20 protein-coding genes are annotated in these 16772 nt (G+C 47.8%); 11 read left to right on the top strand and 9 right to left on the bottom strand.

Annotated features, from left to right (window positions below; translation table 11 throughout):
* The first annotated feature begins 176 nt into the window (after positions 1-176).
* Together ACJJIV_RS12685 and ACJJIV_RS12680 are read left to right on the top strand one after the other, a co-directional pair.
* A complete protein-coding gene (locus ACJJIV_RS12685) occupies positions 177-773 on the top strand; it encodes an esterase/lipase family protein (protein ID WP_444889183.1) in 597 nt (198 codons plus the stop codon).
* 76 nt (positions 774-849) lie between these two features.
* The gene (locus ACJJIV_RS12680; protein WP_444883029.1) at positions 850-1305 is read left to right on the top strand and encodes a phosphate-starvation-inducible PsiE family protein; all 456 of its coding nucleotides are present in this window, start codon (positions 850-852) and stop codon (positions 1303-1305) included.
* A gap of 78 nt (positions 1306-1383) precedes the next feature.
* Here ACJJIV_RS12680 and ACJJIV_RS12675 read toward each other — a convergent pair whose 3' ends face one another.
* The 6 genes from ACJJIV_RS12675 to ACJJIV_RS12650 form a co-directional block, all read right to left on the bottom strand.
* Positions 1384-2145, bottom strand: a complete 762-nt coding sequence (locus ACJJIV_RS12675; RefSeq protein ID WP_444889182.1) for a TerC family protein — start codon at positions 2143-2145, stop codon at positions 1384-1386.
* 163 nt (positions 2146-2308) lie between these two features.
* The gene (locus tag ACJJIV_RS12670) at positions 2309-2695 is read right to left on the bottom strand and encodes a SpoIIAA family protein (RefSeq protein ID WP_444883031.1); all 387 of its coding nucleotides are present in this window, start codon (positions 2693-2695) and stop codon (positions 2309-2311) included.
* A 164-nt stretch (positions 2696-2859) separates the two neighbouring features.
* Positions 2860-3174, bottom strand: coding sequence for a putative signal transducing protein (locus ACJJIV_RS12665; RefSeq protein WP_252083641.1), 315 nt, complete (start codon positions 3172-3174; stop codon positions 2860-2862).
* A gap of 69 nt (positions 3175-3243) precedes the next feature.
* Positions 3244-3642, bottom strand: coding sequence for a biotin/lipoyl attachment domain-containing protein (locus ACJJIV_RS12660; protein WP_252083642.1), 399 nt, complete (start codon positions 3640-3642; stop codon positions 3244-3246).
* 239 nt (positions 3643-3881) lie between these two features.
* Positions 3882-5390: an aldehyde dehydrogenase gene (locus ACJJIV_RS12655; protein ID WP_444889181.1), complete on the bottom strand. Its 1509-nt coding sequence runs from the start codon at positions 5388-5390 to the stop codon at positions 3882-3884.
* 140 nt (positions 5391-5530) lie between these two features.
* A complete protein-coding gene (locus ACJJIV_RS12650; protein ID WP_444889180.1) occupies positions 5531-6193 on the bottom strand; it encodes a fumarylacetoacetate hydrolase family protein in 663 nt (220 codons plus the stop codon).
* A gap of 150 nt (positions 6194-6343) precedes the next feature.
* Between ACJJIV_RS12650 and serA the strand changes: the two genes are divergently transcribed.
* The 8 genes from serA (at position 6344) to ACJJIV_RS12610 (ending at position 12387) form a co-directional block, all read left to right on the top strand.
* Positions 6344-7591 carry a phosphoglycerate dehydrogenase gene (gene serA, locus ACJJIV_RS12645; protein ID WP_444889179.1) on the top strand — a complete coding sequence of 416 codons (1248 nt, stop codon included), beginning with the start codon at positions 6344-6346 and terminating at the stop codon, positions 7589-7591.
* Positions 7592-7795: 204 nt separating this feature from the next.
* A complete protein-coding gene (gene rarD / locus ACJJIV_RS12640) occupies positions 7796-8704 on the top strand; it encodes an EamA family transporter RarD (RefSeq protein ID WP_444883034.1) in 909 nt (302 codons plus the stop codon).
* A gap of 128 nt (positions 8705-8832) precedes the next feature.
* Entirely contained in the window at positions 8833-8997 is a 165-nt protein-coding gene (locus ACJJIV_RS12635; RefSeq protein ID WP_444889178.1) for a hypothetical protein, read from the top strand.
* 57 nt (positions 8998-9054) lie between these two features.
* The gene (locus ACJJIV_RS12630) at positions 9055-9837 is read left to right on the top strand and encodes a sensor histidine kinase (protein ID WP_444889177.1); all 783 of its coding nucleotides are present in this window, start codon (positions 9055-9057) and stop codon (positions 9835-9837) included.
* Positions 9834-10499: a LytR/AlgR family response regulator transcription factor gene (locus ACJJIV_RS12625; RefSeq protein WP_444889176.1), complete on the top strand. Its 666-nt coding sequence runs from the start codon at positions 9834-9836 to the stop codon at positions 10497-10499. Before ACJJIV_RS12630 ends, ACJJIV_RS12625 begins: the two co-directional genes overlap by 4 nt.
* Positions 10477-10617 carry a LytTR family transcriptional regulator DNA-binding domain-containing protein gene (locus ACJJIV_RS12620; protein WP_444889175.1) on the top strand — a complete coding sequence of 47 codons (141 nt, stop codon included), beginning with the start codon at positions 10477-10479 and terminating at the stop codon, positions 10615-10617. Before ACJJIV_RS12625 ends, ACJJIV_RS12620 begins: the two co-directional genes overlap by 23 nt.
* Before the next feature lie 143 nt (positions 10618-10760).
* On the top strand, positions 10761-11912 hold the full coding sequence (locus ACJJIV_RS12615; protein ID WP_444889174.1) for an MBL fold metallo-hydrolase: 1152 nt from the start codon (positions 10761-10763) through the stop codon (positions 11910-11912).
* Positions 11913-11937: 25 nt separating this feature from the next.
* Positions 11938-12387 (top strand): cupin domain-containing protein, encoded by a 450-nt coding sequence (locus tag ACJJIV_RS12610; RefSeq protein ID WP_444889173.1) that lies wholly within the window; start codon positions 11938-11940, stop codon positions 12385-12387.
* Between the two features lie 108 nt (positions 12388-12495).
* On the opposite strand, the gene ACJJIV_RS12605 is transcribed toward ACJJIV_RS12610, so the two are convergent.
* The gene (locus tag ACJJIV_RS12605) at positions 12496-12876 is read right to left on the bottom strand and encodes a VOC family protein (RefSeq protein WP_252083651.1); all 381 of its coding nucleotides are present in this window, start codon (positions 12874-12876) and stop codon (positions 12496-12498) included.
* Between the two features lie 513 nt (positions 12877-13389).
* Between ACJJIV_RS12605 and ACJJIV_RS12600 the strand changes: the two genes are divergently transcribed.
* Entirely contained in the window at positions 13390-13674 is a 285-nt protein-coding gene (locus ACJJIV_RS12600; RefSeq protein ID WP_444889172.1) for a DUF6326 family protein, read from the top strand.
* 874 nt (positions 13675-14548) lie between these two features.
* On the opposite strand, the gene ACJJIV_RS12595 is transcribed toward ACJJIV_RS12600, so the two are convergent.
* Together ACJJIV_RS12595 and fba are read right to left on the bottom strand one after the other, a co-directional pair.
* Positions 14549-15529 (bottom strand): alpha/beta hydrolase, encoded by a 981-nt coding sequence (locus ACJJIV_RS12595; RefSeq protein ID WP_252083653.1) that lies wholly within the window; start codon positions 15527-15529, stop codon positions 14549-14551.
* A gap of 119 nt (positions 15530-15648) precedes the next feature.
* On the bottom strand, positions 15649-16713 hold the full coding sequence (fba, locus tag ACJJIV_RS12590) for a class II fructose-bisphosphate aldolase (RefSeq protein ID WP_252083654.1): 1065 nt from the start codon (positions 16711-16713) through the stop codon (positions 15649-15651).
* Positions 16714-16772: the final 59 nt, after the last annotated feature.

Raw genomic sequence — 16772 nt, 5'->3', positions numbered from 1 at the left:
TTATCGACACCAAATGATTCTCTACATGCCAACATAACTTATAAATACATTATTAGTGTCACCAAGCAAATTCCCACGCCTTTGACTTGCAAACTACACTCTTCAGTCGAGAAACTAATAAGTTAATCGCGTTACCCCAAACATACCAACTCTAAACAACTGAATACCTGTCACGCATGAGCCGCAAAAGCCATACTGTTCTATTAGTCCCCGGGATTTTTGACCGGGGTACCTCTCTGTTAAAAATGCAACGTATACTTTCTGAGGCAGGCTATAACACACATTACATTCACTTGCGTTACAACTCAGGTTGGCACGGTATGGAGCATTTGTCCGCTCAATTAATGGCAAAGATGGAGAATCTACTTAAGGGAGAGGAGACTTGTACGTTGATAGGATTTAGCATGGGGGGAATTGTCGCGCGCTATTACCTACAAGCCATGAGCGGTATTGATAAGGTGCATAAATTTATCTCTATTGCCTCCCCACACCATGGTAGCTATTGGGCAAATTTTCTGCCATATAAAGGAGGGAAACAGCTGCGCGTGGGTAGTGACTTCTTAAAATCTTTAAACAAGTCAATACACCTCTTGGAACAAACCCAACCTGTCTCAATTTGGACTAAATACGACATCACCATAATGCCACACAGCAGTGCCCAGCTGGGAATTGGTGTTTCTTATGAGGTTCCGGTTATCTTACACAGATTAATGCCAATGAGTACTAAAGTTATTTCATTGATGAAAAATGAAGTCATAACAGGTATGGAGTAAATATATTTTATGAATAGCCTCATTAAGAAATTCTAAAGACTTAATATGCCTAGCCTACTTTCACAGGCAATTAACTATGAGTAATTCAGATAAAGAGACTGCCAAGCCAGAAAGTGCCATCCAGAATTATTACCGTAAATTCGAAAGCTTTATTGCACTACTTCTCACCTTTATCATTATTGTAATTGTTATTATCGCCATTAGTCGTCTTGCCTATTCTGTATACTCCATGCTATTGATCGGCATGAAAGATCCTCTTGATCACAAAGTATTCCAGACTATTTTCGGTGAGATTATTACCTTACTGATTGCACTGGAGTTCAGCCACACCCTGCAATATGTGGTAACCAAGCAGCAGAGTATTATTCAAACTACCGTTGTAGTCTTAATTGCTATACTGGCGCTTGCGCGTAAGTTTATAATTCTGGATCTGGATAAAGTCAGTGCGGGAGAATTAATCGGGCTAGCAGCTGCGACTCTAGCACTAGGATTAACCTACCTAATACTGAAAAACAAAAGAAGTAATTACTAAGTTTTACAATATATTAGTCACTTTAAATTGGGCGAAGTGCTGATTTACCATTCGCCCAATTAAGACTAGTTTTATATACTAGTTATCATTCTCACGTAATGCATGATGTAACCGCACCGGCTTTGTTTTGCGCTCTTTCTTACTACGTAGGCGTAAATTAAGCATCTCCACTGCCATCGAGAATGCCATGGCAAAATAGATATACCCCTTGGGTACATGCACATCAAAGCCCTCTACCACCAGGGTAAGTCCAACCATAATCAAAAATGCCAGCGCGAGAATTTTAACCGTTGGATGGCGATCGACGAAGTCACCTATTGGTTTAGCGGCTACCAGCATAACCATTACTGCTAGGACAATGGCGACAGCCATAATGGAGATTTCATCTACCAGACCTACGGCAGTAATCACAGAATCGAGTGAAAATACGATGTCGAGAATGGCAATTTGCAGGAGCACCATGCCAAAACCGGCGGTCCCCAGTGAGGCCGAATCAGTCTCAGCACCCTCCAAGCTATTGTGTATTTCATGTGTGGCTTTAGCGATCAGGAACAAGCCGCCTCCCACTAAAATAATATCTCGGCCGGATATCTCCATTGAAAAAATACTAAACAGTGGCTCTACCAGCCCCATAATCCAGACGATGGAAAACAATAATGCTAGGCGCATTACCATAGCGAGGGTCAGGCCAATAAAACGAGCCGGTTCGCGCTGATGGGGCGGAAGGCGCCCAACGAGAATAGAAATAAAAATAATATTATCGATACCGAGAACTATTTCCAGCGCTGCCAATGTAGCCAGAGCAACCCAGGCTTCCGGGCTGGCTATCCACTCGAACATAAAAATTCCTTATCCATTAATTATTCTGAAATGCTCTTCCCGTAACTAGGGGAGGCCAATATGGCACAGTCAGCACCAAACTTTATCTTTTGTAGTCACCTGACTTCTCTACTAACTCAGTGTTCAGAAGAGAGTGTCAGGGAGTAGGCCATATTAAGCTACTCTATTCGCCTTGACGCAACCAGATCATGGCCTTATCTTCAGAATCAAATACTTTATACTCACCGCTGATAAACCAGCTCCCCACTTTACTAGCTATTTTCATCCAGCGCTTATCAGAGATTACCGCAATCCGATTAAACTCACGGCCATGAGATAACCCTAATTTTAAATCGTCCCAAGCAGCGCGTGGCTCCCAACCCTGTAACTCCTTGGCATCCATTAGACAATCAATCTTGGGGTTTTCTACACCGGCAATAGCTGAGTTGAGCATGGGTACCATGGTCTGGTAATCCTCATGCGTCAGTTTTCCGCGAGCTCGTAGAGTCAAAAAGAAGTGATTGCCTTGTTGCTCCAAACCGATAGAAACACCGTGAGGTTGATCGCTCATAGGTCACCCTTAACTGACGTTTTCTACACAGGATAAGTTAGCTTTCAATACACACTCTAAATAAACACTTAGAAGTCGTTGCGCCAAAAATTAATGCTTTATTTTTATCAGGCTAAGAACATTACTTCTGCTTGAAGGAATACAATTTGGACACATGAAAATAGCTATTCTTCACAGGCTACCGGCCGTGATTTTCCGCATTGCCAACAATAGTCAAAGGCCGCCCCGTTCTCTTCACCACAGCTGGGGCAGGTCCAGCCTCTCTGTTCAGCTTCGGCATCCTGTAATAGCTGACAGGCCCGCTCATAATCTCGGTCTCGCTCCAACCAAAGTTCCGCCCAAGCTTGGTTCGGGGCCAGCTCTCCAGATGCACCCTGGGCAAATTCATTTTTCAGTTTGACCGCTATACCGGCAACTTCCAGGCGACTTTTAACCAGCTCCACCAAGAGGCGGTTTTCATGGGTATAAATGAGTTTCATGAGGTAAGAGGCCCTGTTCCAGAACCCCCAGAATACCCACAACCAGTAGATGAACCCAATAGATCAGCTCTATTCCTCTGTCGCAGCTGTGCAATCTACATGTCGACAATATTCTTCATGGGGGACCGTGATGATTTCCAGAACACTTTCTACGGTATTCAGTGCTGCCCGGCTATTAATAAGTACCCGCCCGGAACGACTAGCAATATATTCCAACACAGCCCTCCCCCTAGTACTTTTGTAAACCGCCAAAAGTTGCCCCTTTTCCACCGCATCGCCATGTCGGACAAATACTTCCATCCAATTGCCAATCAAACTGTGGACCTGTGTGGTGCGCATTGCTTGGGCATATATTCGCTCCACACTGACTAGCCCCGCAATCTCTCCAAACCTGGGGGCCTCCGCTGCCCGTAGAGGTGTTATTCCGCTGACAGCCAGGATAACGACAAACAGGCAGATTTTTCTCAAGCCAATTCTCCTCAAGCTGGTTTTTCCACAGACTCCAGCCCAGCTTATGGGCCATGTCGCCGAAGGCATTTTTAAAAGGCGATAACTTAGGTATAGCTGACTAAATAATTCACGCCAGATTGAATAGCTAGGTGACAGGAAAATAAAAGGGGTGATAAATAAACTAGCGAGGTAAAGAAAGGGCCACTATTCGTGGCCCTTTTGTAAATTTATGCTACTAAGATGCAGGAAGAGTAAATCTAGCTGAGATCTATCCAGGTGGATTTTAATTCACAGTACTTATCCAAGGCGTGCAGGGACTTATCCCGGCCGTTGCCCGACTGTTTAAAGCCACCAAATGGGACGGTGATATCCCCGCCAAAGTAGTTATTGACCCACACAGAGCCCGCATAGATATCGCGGGCCATACGATGGGCGCGGCCCAAGTTGTTGGTCCAGATACCCGCCGCCAGCCCGTAGATGGAATCATTGGCTATGGCGAGCGCCTCCTCCTCTGTTTCAAATTCGATCACCGACAGTACCGGGCCGAAAATCTCTTCGCGGGCGATAGTCATTTCGCCAGTCACATTGCGAAATACGGTAGGCTCGTAATAGTAGCCACCGGCCACCTCATCCACCGGCTGACCACCACATACCAGCTGCGCGCCCTGCTCCAGGCCCTTGGCCACATAGAATTCAACCGTATCGAACTGACTGCGATCGATCAGCGCACCCATTGCGGTATTGGGATCTTGTGGGTGGCCGGGCTTAAAGCGCTCGGCAGCCTTGCTTACCTTTTGAATAAACTCATCGGCGATGCTCTTTTCCACCAGCAGGCGTGAACCCGCAGTACAAGTTTCCCCCTGGTTATAGAAAATGGCCAGTGCTGCTGCATCGGCGGCCTTATCCAAGTCGGCATCAGCAAAGACAATATTCGGGCTCTTTCCACCCAACTCCAGGAAAGTGCGCTTCAAGTTTGACTGACCGGAATACTCGGTGAGGGTCTTGCCTACTTCGGTGGAACCGGTGAAGGTGAGGCAGTCGATATCCATATGCAGGCCCAGCGCCTTACCCAAGCTACTACCTGGTCCCGGCAATACATTCAGTACGCCATCGGGCAGGCCTGCTTTCTTGGCCAAACCAGCCAATTTAATCGCTGTCAGCGGGGTATTGGAGGCCGGCTTCAGAATCACACTATTGCCAGTGGCCAACGCCGGCCCCAACTTCCAGGCGGTGGTGGACAATGGGAAATTCCAGGGCACGATTGCCGCCACCACCCCCAGCGGCATGCGGGTTACCAGACCAAGCTCACTCGGGCCTGTAGGAGCAACTTCATCGTAGATCTTGTCGATGGCCTCGCCACTCCAACGAATAGTGGTGGCTGCCCCGGGAACATCCACGGCCATGGTATCACCAATGGGCTTACCCGCATCCAGGCTCTCCAACAGGGCAATTTCCATTAAATGTTCTTCGATCAGTTCGGCAAATCGCACCAGGATTTTTTTGCGCTGCATCGGCGGCATTTTCGACCAGACACCGGATTCAAAAGTCTCGCGTGCCACATTGACTGCCAGATCGGCATCCTGTGGACCGCAGCTGGCAATCTGCGCCAACTCTTCACCATTGGCGGGGTTACAGGTGGCACGAGTTTCCCCAGATAGAGCATCTACATACTCGCCATTGATAAAGGCTCGGCCTTCAATCTTGAGTGAGGCCGCCAGAGCCTGCCACTCCTGCAGGTTTTGCGGGATATTATTTTCTTCTTTCATGGCACACCTCGTCTGAGACTATTAGTTTTTTCAGGTTATATCGAAAATGTGATCACAAATCAAAGGGGTTGCTGGCATCCGGCTTATTGTGGCTTGGCAAGTACATTAAGGGGCCCCAAGAGGCAGGCCCCTAAGTAGAATTACACGACCTCAGACTCCACCTGTAACCAATCATCCTGTAACTGCATCATCAGCTTGTCGCCGTGATGCAGCTCACCGACGCCCGCTGGGGTGCCAGTCAACACCACGTCTCCGGGTTCAAGAGTAAAGTAACTGCTGATATAGGCTACCAAATCGAGTATCGGGGTGAGCATATGCTCAGTTTTACCACACTGGCGTTGCTCCCCGTTTAGCCACAGCGAATAACTAAGCTTGTCCCAATCCGGCAACCAGTCCAATTTGACGAAAGAAGAAAGGGGGCAGGAATTATCAAAGCCCTTGGCCTTTTCCCAGGGGTGCCCGGCTTGCTTCAGTTGTGCTTGTAAATCACGCAGAGTGAGATCCAGCGAGAGACCCAGACCAGCAATTGCCGGGGGAACTTCTGTCGCATTGGCATCGGTCAATTTCTTACCGATCAGCAGTGCCAACTCACCCTCGAAGTGACAGCTGCCACGTCCCGTGGGCAGGTGAATAGGTTTGGCCATGTCTACTGCCGCAGTAGCCGGTTTGATAAACAGCAACGGCTCCTCAGGTACCGGATTATTCAACTCGGCGGCGTGGTCGGCATAGTTGCGCCCCACACAGATAATCTTGCTCAGCTTGTAAGGAACTTCACTGCCACAGGTAAATTGGTGTTGGTACATAAATAAATAAGATAGTTAGGATAGGAATTTCGAATAAAGCGATATAACCAGCATGTGCTATGATCGCGCCTTCGCCTGACTTCGGCACCTCTTAGAAGTGGCAAAGCACTTTTTACATCGCGTTACCCGCACTCAGTGAAGAGATAGTTTATGGCTCCGCACAATTCCGATCAAAGAAAGTCCCTACAAAAAGACAAGATTCGCATCCTGCTGCTGGAAGGTGTACACCAGTCGGCTATTGATCTGTTGGCCTCCCGTGGCTACACCAACGTTGAGTTTCTAAAAACTTCCCTGCCCGAAGATCAGTTGATCGAGAAGATCGCGGATGCCCACTTTATCGGTATTCGCTCCCGCACCCAGCTGACCCGCAAGGTGCTAGAAAATGCCCCAAAACTAGTTGCCGTTGGCTGTTTCTGTATCGGAACCAACCAAGTGGACCTGCAAGCGGCCACTGAGCTCGGTGTTGCCGTATTTAACGCGCCTTATTCCAATACCCGCAGCGTGGCGGAGCTGATTATCGCCGAGACCATCTTCATGCTGCGCGGCATCCCAGAGAAAAATGCTGTGTGCCATCGCGGTGGCTGGCTCAAATCCGCAGTGGGCTCCTTCGAAGCCCGCGGTAAAACCCTGGGGATTATCGGTTACGGTGCTATTGGCTCGCAGGTATCAGTCATGGCTGAGGCCATCGGTATGCGGGTGAAATTTTATGATGTCATCACCAAGCTACCGTTGGGCAACGCCAGCCTGGTAGGCTCCTTGCAGGAGTTACTGCGCGAGTCCGATGTCGTTTCCCTGCATGTACCCGAGCTGCCCTCTACCAAAATGATGATGGGTGCCGAAGAAATCGCACAAATGAAGCCCGGCGCCATACTGCTAAACGCCTCCCGTGGCACCGTGGTGAATATTGAAGCCCTGGCAGAAGCCCTCAATAGTAAGCACCTGGCCGGTGCCGCTATTGATGTATTCCCGGTAGAGCCACGCGGCAATGACGATGAATTTCTCTCCCCACTGCGCGGCATCGACAACGCCCTGCTGACTCCCCACGTGGGCGGCTCCACCATGGAAGCCCAGGAAAATATCGGCACCGAGGTGGCGGAAAAACTGGCGCACTACTCCGATAACGGTACCACCACCAGCTCTGTGAATTTCCCCGAGGTGGCACTGCCAGGACACGCCGGTACCCATCGCCTGCTGCATATCCACAAAAATGTCCCCGGTGTATTGAGCGCCATTAACCAGGTGTTCTCAGATAATGCCATCAACATCTCTGCCCAGTACCTGCAGACTAACGAGACAGTGGGTTATGTGGTGATTGATGTGGATGCGGCTTACTCGGACCTGGCGCTGGAAAAACTGAAGAATATCCCCGGCACCCTGCGCTGCCGCGTGTTGTTCTAGCTCCCTAGAAAGCCCTCTATGGACGGGTGTGCGACTCCTCTGCCACCCGTCTTTCTGCGCGTTCGGCTGATCGATAAAAGGATTGATCCACCATGGCGCTCACTTCTACAATAGCAGCTCCTATTCTGTTGGTTCAGTCCCACACGCACCCTCTCGCGTGACCGGGCCCAAGCCAACATCGCATTTTCCATAGCAGGTGTTCCCTTGCGCAACAACGATACCGCCACTACCGGCTTTCTCGCCGGCGTTGCCGCCTTCCTTATTTGGGGGCTGGCCCCAATTTACTTTAATCAGCTACAAGGCATTCCCGCAGCTGAGATCCTCGCCCACCGCAGTATCTGGTCCTTCGCGCTGGCGCTGCTGATTATGTTACTGCTGGGCAAATTGCCCGATCTTATCCGCACTCTGCGCGACCACAAGAAAATGCGGGTGTTGGCCCTTACTACCGCACTGATTGGCGGTAACTGGCTGGTATTTATTTGGGCTATTAACAATGGCCACCTGCTGGAAAGCAGTCTCGGCTACTACATCAACCCATTAATCAATATTGTCCTGGGAGTTTTATTCCTAGGGGAAAAATTGCGGCGCCTACAATGGTTGGCGGTGGCGCTTGCCGCCATGGGTATTGTCCACGAACTCTGGCAGTTCGGCCGTGTGCCGGTCATCGCCCTATTCCTGGCTGGGTCTTTCGCCCTCTATGGGCTTGCGCGCAAACGTGCGCCGGTGGAAAGCCTTACCGGGCTGGCCATAGAGACCCTGTATATGTTGCCGGTAGCCTTGATCTACCTGCTTTGGAGCGCCAGCCCCACCAGTAACTTATTGAACAACGGCTGGGAACTAAACAGTCTGTTGGTATTGGCCGGCCCCGTCACCCTAGTGCCACTGCTGTTATTCACAATTGCTGCGCGCAGGCTGAACTTATCCACGGTGGGATTCCTGCAGTACATCGGGCCCTCACTAATGCTGGTGGTCGCCACCCAAATGCTTGGTGAGCCATTTAGCGAGGGCAAACTCACTACCTTTATGTTTGTATGGATGGGGCTAGCGCTCTACTCAATGGATGCCCTGGCGCAAAGACGCAAACTCCATTTGCAGGGCAAGGCCTCACTTTAAGGATAAGCTTCGCCAGCCCAGTGTGTGAAAATGGCGGCTACGGATAAGGATTAAGTACCGCCATGCACTAACCCCCTCGACTTTCAATCGATAAGTTGCCGCTTCCCGGCCGGCAGCAGTTACTTACGGTGCTAATCGCCATACTGGCTTGGACCCTGCTCCTAGGACTTTACTGGAAAGGTACTTATCCAGAACTGCTGGTGCGCACCAGCAGTTCTGCACTGGCCTCGCCGCTGTCTTACCGCCTGTTGGAACATTGTCCCCAAAAGTTACCGCAATCATTACCGCGCTAGGCCCTTCAAGTTGTTGGGGTAGCTCTATCCATACCCTTGGCCTTACTGACCGTCTAGATGGGCACAGGTGGGCCCTCCTTTTGGCAAAACCACGACCAGCACCTGGGCTTTCTTGCCATTATGGTAACCGGTGTATTGTTTGCCCCCTGGATCGCCATGTCCGCCCTATTGCGCCAGCGCGATGAAATAGTACGCGAGCAGGCCAGACAATTTGAACGTGCGCGGGGCGCACTGGAGCGGCAGGCACTGGATAGTCGCTTGCGATTGTTACAGTCCCAGGTAACGCCACACTTCCTTTTTAATACGCTCGCCAATGTGCGCGAGCTGGTGGATTCCGCCTCTCCACAGGCACCAGCACTACTGGACAGCCTGATCACCTATCTGCGTGCAACCATTCCACAGTTGGATTCAAGCCAGAGCACTCTTGGACAAGAACTGTCCCTAGTAAAAGCTTACCTGTCCCTGATGAAAATGCGCATGCCCGATCGCCTGCATTTTTCTATCAATGCCGATGAAGAGGTTCACTCACTCCCCTGCCCATCTTTGGCATTATTGACCCTTGTTGAAAATGCCGTTCGCCACGGCATAGATCCCAGCGAAAGCGGCGGTGAAATAAAAATACGTGTACTCCTACATAAAGGTATGTGCAGGGTAAAAGTTCAAGATACCGGGGTGGGCATGCAAGGTAAAACCAGCGGAATGGGAACAGGACTTTCAACATTGCGAGAACGTTTACGCCTTACTTTTGAGGAAACGGCTTCGCTGGAATTATCGGCTCTACAACCTCGGGGAATGCTTGCAGAAATCCACTACCCTATCGCCAGGAAACAACACCTATGACACTGTGCACTGCTACCGCCCTGGTCGCCGATGATGAGCCCCTACTGCGTCAAGCCCTTATTCGCAAACTTGCCGCCCAATGGCCCGAATTGGAAGTTGTGGCGGAGGCGCGTAATGGTCGAGAAGCCATAGAGTTATTTGAACTCCACCAGCCGGATATTTGCTTTCTCGATATCCAAATGCCGGGTATTTTCGGCGTTGAGGCAGCACAGGAAATTGGCCGCCGCGCCCATTTGGTCTTTATTACCGCCTACGATCAATATGCCGTGAAGGCCTTCCAGCAAGGAGCCCTAGATTATCTGGTTAAGCCTTTGGAAAGCGACCGACTAGCCAACACCGTGTCTCGTCTGCAAGAACGCCTGCATATGACAAGCTCAGTAAAAAACAGCCTTCAGTCGTTGGAACAAATTAGCGAGCAGTTTCAAAAGACGCAACCAAGCACTTATTTGCGCTGGATTAAAGCCTCTATTGGAAACACCCTGCGTTTAATCGCGGTAGAGGATATCCACTATTTACGTTCCGATGATAAATATACGCTAATAGCCTGGAGTGAATCACAGGGGAAGACATCTGAAGCACTGATTAAAACGCCTCTAAAAGACCTTTCTGCCCAGCTGGATCCACGAACATTTCGTACAAGTGCATCGCTCAGTAGTCGTTAACTTTAAAGCCATTCAACATGTCATCCGAGACGTAGATACAGCTCAATTACATTTAAAATATTGCCAGAAAGTTTTGCCTGTCAGCAGTCGCTATATGCACTTATTTAAGCAAATGTAACCAAAGCAAAGACTGGTTTTATACCTCGGTAATTAAAAGAACTTAAAAAGATAAGATCTGAAGTCTAGGGATGAACAAAATGGAAGTTTTATAGATCCGGGCTTACCCTTGGTTTATCTCCAAGATCAACGATTGGCAAAAAAATGCTGAGAGTTTTCACCAAACTTTTCCTGGCAATTCTACTCTTCTCAATTCTGTCTTCTCATTCGACAGCCAAACAACCTGAATCCCTTCGTCACTATCCTCCCTATGTGGAAGACGATGGCAAGATGCATATTTACTTCTGTGGCACCGGAACCCCGGACCCGGCCTATCAATGGCTGCGCCACCCTGCCTGTGTAGCAATACGTAGTAGTGGAAAATTATTCCTAGTTGATGCGGGTGAAGGTACGACAGCGCGTATCGGCCAGCTAGATCTTAACTTAGCTCAAGTGGATCCTATATTTATTACTCACTGGCACTCCGATCATTTTGGGGGTCTGGCAATGGTGATTAATGAATCTTGGTTTGTAGGCGCCAGCAAACCGATCAATATTTATGGGCCCTACGGTATTTTCAACATTATGGAGGGGATCAGGAAGAGTTTTGGACCCGATATTCTCTTTAGATCAGCAAATAGACAAGGGATACTCGATCCCGTTTTAGCTGTTGCCACTCCACACCTAATAAACATTGCCGGAGATCAATCGGAAGTTATTCAGGAAGTCTGGCACCATGGAAACACTACGGTTTCTGTCTTTGCCGTACATCATGAACCCGTATTCCCAGCATTTGGCTATGAGATACGTTTCGGTCCTTGTAAAGTCATTATCACCGGAGATACCCATGTATTCGATGGCCTGGAAAATATTGAACGTGACGCGGATTTATTAATTTCTGAAGCCCTCAGCTATGCCCAATACATTAGTAAACTCAAGCAAACTGGGAACAATCGCAGGGCACGACTTCGCTATGAAAAAGCGGATCAAATCATTCATTATCACTCTAACACCCTGGATATTGCCAAAATGGCAACTAAAGCTGGGGTAAAATCTGTAGCTTTGACTCATCTTATTCCACCCCCGGTAACGGAAGCCGATAAAAAGGAATTTATTGCCGGCATGAGCAACTATTACTCGGGCCCTATTAGAGTAATGGATGACTTAGATAAAATAACACTGGCAGATAGTGGACGCGGACAATGTAGGGTGGAGTATCCATCAGACAGCAAGAACAATAAAACAAGTAAAAAACCCACAAATAAGCAAGACATACAACAAAAGCAATCAACAGAAAATAGCGGCTCTAAACTCTAACCAGAAAATCATATGGAAACTCCTTATGAAGTCTCTTCAAACTATGATTCTTGTATCTGCATGCCTAACACTTCCCTTAAGTGCTAAGGGAGAGGCAGATATTGGTGGTGTAACGTTCGAAAAATTAGTGGCTTCAAGCAAAGACTGGGAGGGGCATAAACTCCCTGAAATGAAACCGGGTCAACAAGAGCTAACTATTGTTCGCGTAAAAATCCCCCCAGGAAAGCAAATGCCAGTACACAAACACCCTGTTTTAAACGGTGTGTATATTGAGAAAGGCACGTTGACTATTGTTCTTCCTGGACAAAAAGAAACACTAACTCTCGGAGAGGGAAATGCTTTTATTGAGGTCACCAATAAATGGCATTATGGTCGCAACGATGGTAGTGAACCAGTAACTATCATTCTTTTCTACTCTGGCCCTGAAGGGGAACCAACAACCATTTTCAAAAATCCAGAAGAAAAAATAAATTAAGGCAACATAAAAAATAAAATTTAATGGCTACTCACATTAGCCTGTCTCGTTAGCGAACCAAGAATCGCCAGCACACTTAAGGCTGGCGATTCTATCAAATCAGAAACTTTACCCCACTCGATGTAAGGCACAAATTTTATTTCCTGCAGGGTCACGCAGATAGGCAATATACAATTTGCCAGCTACACCCTCACGTATTCCAGGAGGATCTTCACAAGCAACCCCGCCATTAGCAAGGCCTGCTTGGTGCCAAGCATCAGCTTCTTCAGTACTCTTTGCACTAAAACCAATAGTACCGCCATTGGCATGAGAAGCCACTTCCCCATCAATAGGCTTGGAAATAGCAAAGACACCGGTTTTAGTGAAGTAAAAGCAGCGACCTTTTTCATCAATAACACCTGGCTCATAGCCCAGAGCCCCTAAAACAGCATCATAAAACGCCTTAGACCGCTGAACATCATTAGCACCAACCATGATATGACTAAACATTACACCCTCCTGTTCAATAGTAAATGACAAGACAACCTGTAAGGTTATCTAGGTAGTAATAACTGAGTTCCTCTTACTCCACGTCTTCTCCAGTATGACTATCATCTACCCCGACTAAAAATTGGTCAACACTTTCTCGCTGCATACTGCCATTCAACGCTCTCATTCAGCATTCCGTCAATCTCCAGATAGCAACACTAATAGCCTAAACATAAACTCTCGAACAAAAGGAGGCATAGAGGATAAATATTAATCAACTATCAGAAGATGAAGTTTAGATTAAATACTAGAGGGGAAAAGTCGATATCAGCTGTTATAGGCAAAATGAAATCATATAGAGCAAGCGAAGACGAAGAATATGTGGGCTAATCTGAAAACACAATGTTAATGGCACCATCTAATAATTTCCTTATTGCATGATAACGCTCTATGTATAGAATTCAAAGAAAGTATGCCAAGAATTGAAACCAACTCAAGTAAAGAAGCAGCCGTACATAAAGTCTAGAGGACTTCATGAGTAACAAAAAAGAAACACGAAAAACCACAGTCAGTTTATCTGAACCTTATGTAAATGTGAAAATTAAAATATCTGCTTTGTGGGCATCAGTATTATTTTGTTATATATATGGAGATTTCTTTGGACCGTTCAAGATAGGAAAAATTGAGAGAATTATAGAGGGATTTGGCCCATTCGGTGCAGTTACTCAAGGTTCACTGCTTTCAGTGGCGATAATAGTATCAATACCATGCATTATGGTTGCACTAACCTTAATGCTAAAGCCGAAGATTTGCCAATGACTTAATATAATTGTTGCCACAATATTTATTATATTCTTGGCTGCCACAATGCTCATATCATCATGGTACTTCTATTTTTATCTAGGCTTTATTGAAATCACTCTTAAGTTAGTAATTATTTGGCTGGCTTGGCAGTGGCCTAAAGAAGAAACATGATAATAAGCAGAATAATCAATAAGAACGCAAGATAGAAAATATAATTCCACCTCAAACTTTTCATACCTTGATTTCAATATGCTTGACCTGAAACAAAAATGTCGATTCAGGTCAAGCCAGAAGAACCTTCACAAAACCACCATCAACGAGTACTTCACCTATCGAAAACAGTTATTTTTTTTTCAAAAATGTAAGAATTCTCCACTTCATATTTCATTACAAACTTTTTAAGGCTTACTAAATTCGGCAGTCTAACTCCGAAAATTTGCTTTTTACAAATTGATAACCCATTAAACTTTGTTCAGAATTAAAATACACCAGTAACGGGACTTTCTGCTTAAGCCAAAAGCTCCCAACAACAATCCATCACAATTTTTCAGTCATGGAAGAATGTTAGTAGACTGCTGACACGGCACAGGAATGTAAATACTTATGATCTTTCCTTGGGTGCCGAAATGAAGTACATATTACTTGAGAAAGAAATTTGCCTCTCTCGACTCTTTCCCCCTCAATCATTTTCTTACCCTTGTTCACCTCCCTAATTACCGGAGAAATCCTTTGGTAAGAATCTCCCTCTCACTTTGAAAAACATGAAACATGTGATGAAAGGCTCAATCAATAGAATTACCGAGCCCAATAAAGCCTCTCAATGTAATAATATGAGAAAATCAGTGGGAAATTAGCATAGATAAAATTGGGGAATGAGAGGCTTTTTAGCCTATCTATTTAACCAGTCATCCATAGCAGCCAGTATCTGATGCCTATAGGGCTGGGTTTCATTGATCATTTGGTGGCGGGCACCGCGAATTAATACTCGGTGGCAATGCGGAAAACGATCGCGAATTGCGCGCATATCATAGCGCCAATCCACCGTGCCATCACCGGTGCCCTGTACCACCAAGATCTTGCGTGGATTGCGTGCGCTTTTGGGGAAAGTCTTGATCCAATCCACCATGGCGCCGAGCCAACACATGGAAATTACCCTGGATTGCAGGGGGTCGCGCAGGGCCTGGCGCCGGGAGAATTCGGCATCGTGGGTATTAATCGTAAACTCTCGACTGGGTTCACTAATAAACAAGCGTCCAAGATAGTACTTCCATTTCACCAGAAGCCAATTGGCCGGGCGCACCAGAGGAGCCAACAGAAAAACCTTATCTAGTGGCTGTTTACGACTGTATTGCAAGTGCGCTAATAAGGCAGCACCACCAGTACTTTGCCCCAGGGCGTGCCAAGGCTTGGGTAGTTTCCCTTCGGCAACCGATAAAAGACGATCAAATACCTGGCGGTATTGCAGGAAAGTCTGAATAGCCACCCGCTCGCCGCTGGAGAGGCCGTGGCCAGGAAAATCGAAAATCACCACATTGAGATTGCGCTCGAGGCCAAAACGAATCGCTGGTCCATAAATACCGGTGTGATCGAAATAACCATGGCAGATAAACAAGGTACCGCGTGGTTTTTCAACCAGCCAATATTGGGACACCAGCTCAAAGCCCGCCGCAGTAAAAGTGCCGACACCGGTTTTATAGGAGAGAGGAAAATGTAAGTCGTAAAAATTTCGGTAATCTTGCATCTCAGTCAGCAGCGGTGCCGTATCATTGGCAAAGTCCAGCTGCGGCAGCTTTTGCCGCAAAGCCGAGTAGTCCGGGCGCTGAATTACCGGGCTACTTTCGTAGGTGTTGATGTCTTGCAAGGTTTCCATTGAACCAATGGTACTGCATTTTCACTGGGTGGGAAGAGACAGGCTGAGTGAATAGTGACTTAAATATGAAAAAGGCGGACACAATGTCCGCCTTTCTTCACTGCAAGATAAGTAAGCGCTTACTTGATTTGCGGTTCCAAATCGCCAGCGGCATAACGCTCACTCATGGCATCGAGGCTGAGCGGACGAATCTTGCTGGCCTGACCGGCTGTACCGAAGGCTTCGTAACGCGCAACACAAATTTCCTTCATAGCTTGCATAGCAGCCTTGTAGAATTTGCGTGGATCAAATTCTGACGGGTTCTCGGCCAGGAAACGACGGGTGGCGCCGGTGGAGGCGAGACGCAGGTCAGTATCAATATTGACCTTACGTACACCGTGCTTGATGCCCTCGCAAATCTGCTCTACCGGCACACCGTAAGTTTCGGGGATTTCACCACCGAACTCATTGATTACCGCCAGCCACTCCTGAGGCACAGAGGAAGAACCGTGCATCACCAAGTGGGTGCCTGGGATACGCGCGTGGATCTCCTTGATACGGTCAATAGCAAGGATGTCACCAGTAGGCGGGCGGGTAAATTTATAGGCACCGTGGCTGGTACCACAGGCGATTGCCAGGGCATCCACCTTAGTTTTTTGTACAAAGTCCGCAGCCTCTTCCGGGTCAGTCAGCAGCTGATCATGGGATAGCTTGCCCTCAGCACCAACACCGTCCTCTTCACCGGCCATACCGGTTTCCAGGGAACCCAGGCAACCCAGTTCACCCTCAACAGAAACACCACAGGCGTGTGCCATATCTACTGCGCGCTGAGTAACATCAACGTTGTATTCGTAGGAAGCCGGGGTTTTGCCGTCCTCACGCAGGGAGCCGTCCATCATCACGGAGCTGAAACCCAGTTGGATAGAACGCTGGCACACTGCCGGACTGGTGCCGTGGTCCTGGTGCATTACCACTGGAATTTCCGGGAATTCCTCAATGGCGGCCAGGATCAGATGACGCAGGAAGGGCGCACCGGCGTATTTACGCGCACCGGCGGAGGCCTGCACGATTACTGGGGAGTCGGTTTCCTTGGCCGCCTCCATAATCGCGCGCATCTGTTCCAAATTGTTTACGTTGAAGGCCGGTACGCCGTAACCATGCTCGGCAGCGTGGTCCAGCAATTGGCGTAGGCTGATAAGAGCCATATTAAATTCCTTTCTCGTCTACTCGTCGTATTTGTAATTTTTTGCTTTTATTGCCTTCC

Source organism: Microbulbifer mixtoriginis (SeqCode), from assembly GCF_052466765.1.
Note: the sequence above shows the minus strand (reverse complement) of the source record. Positions and strands in the feature narration are given on the sequence as shown.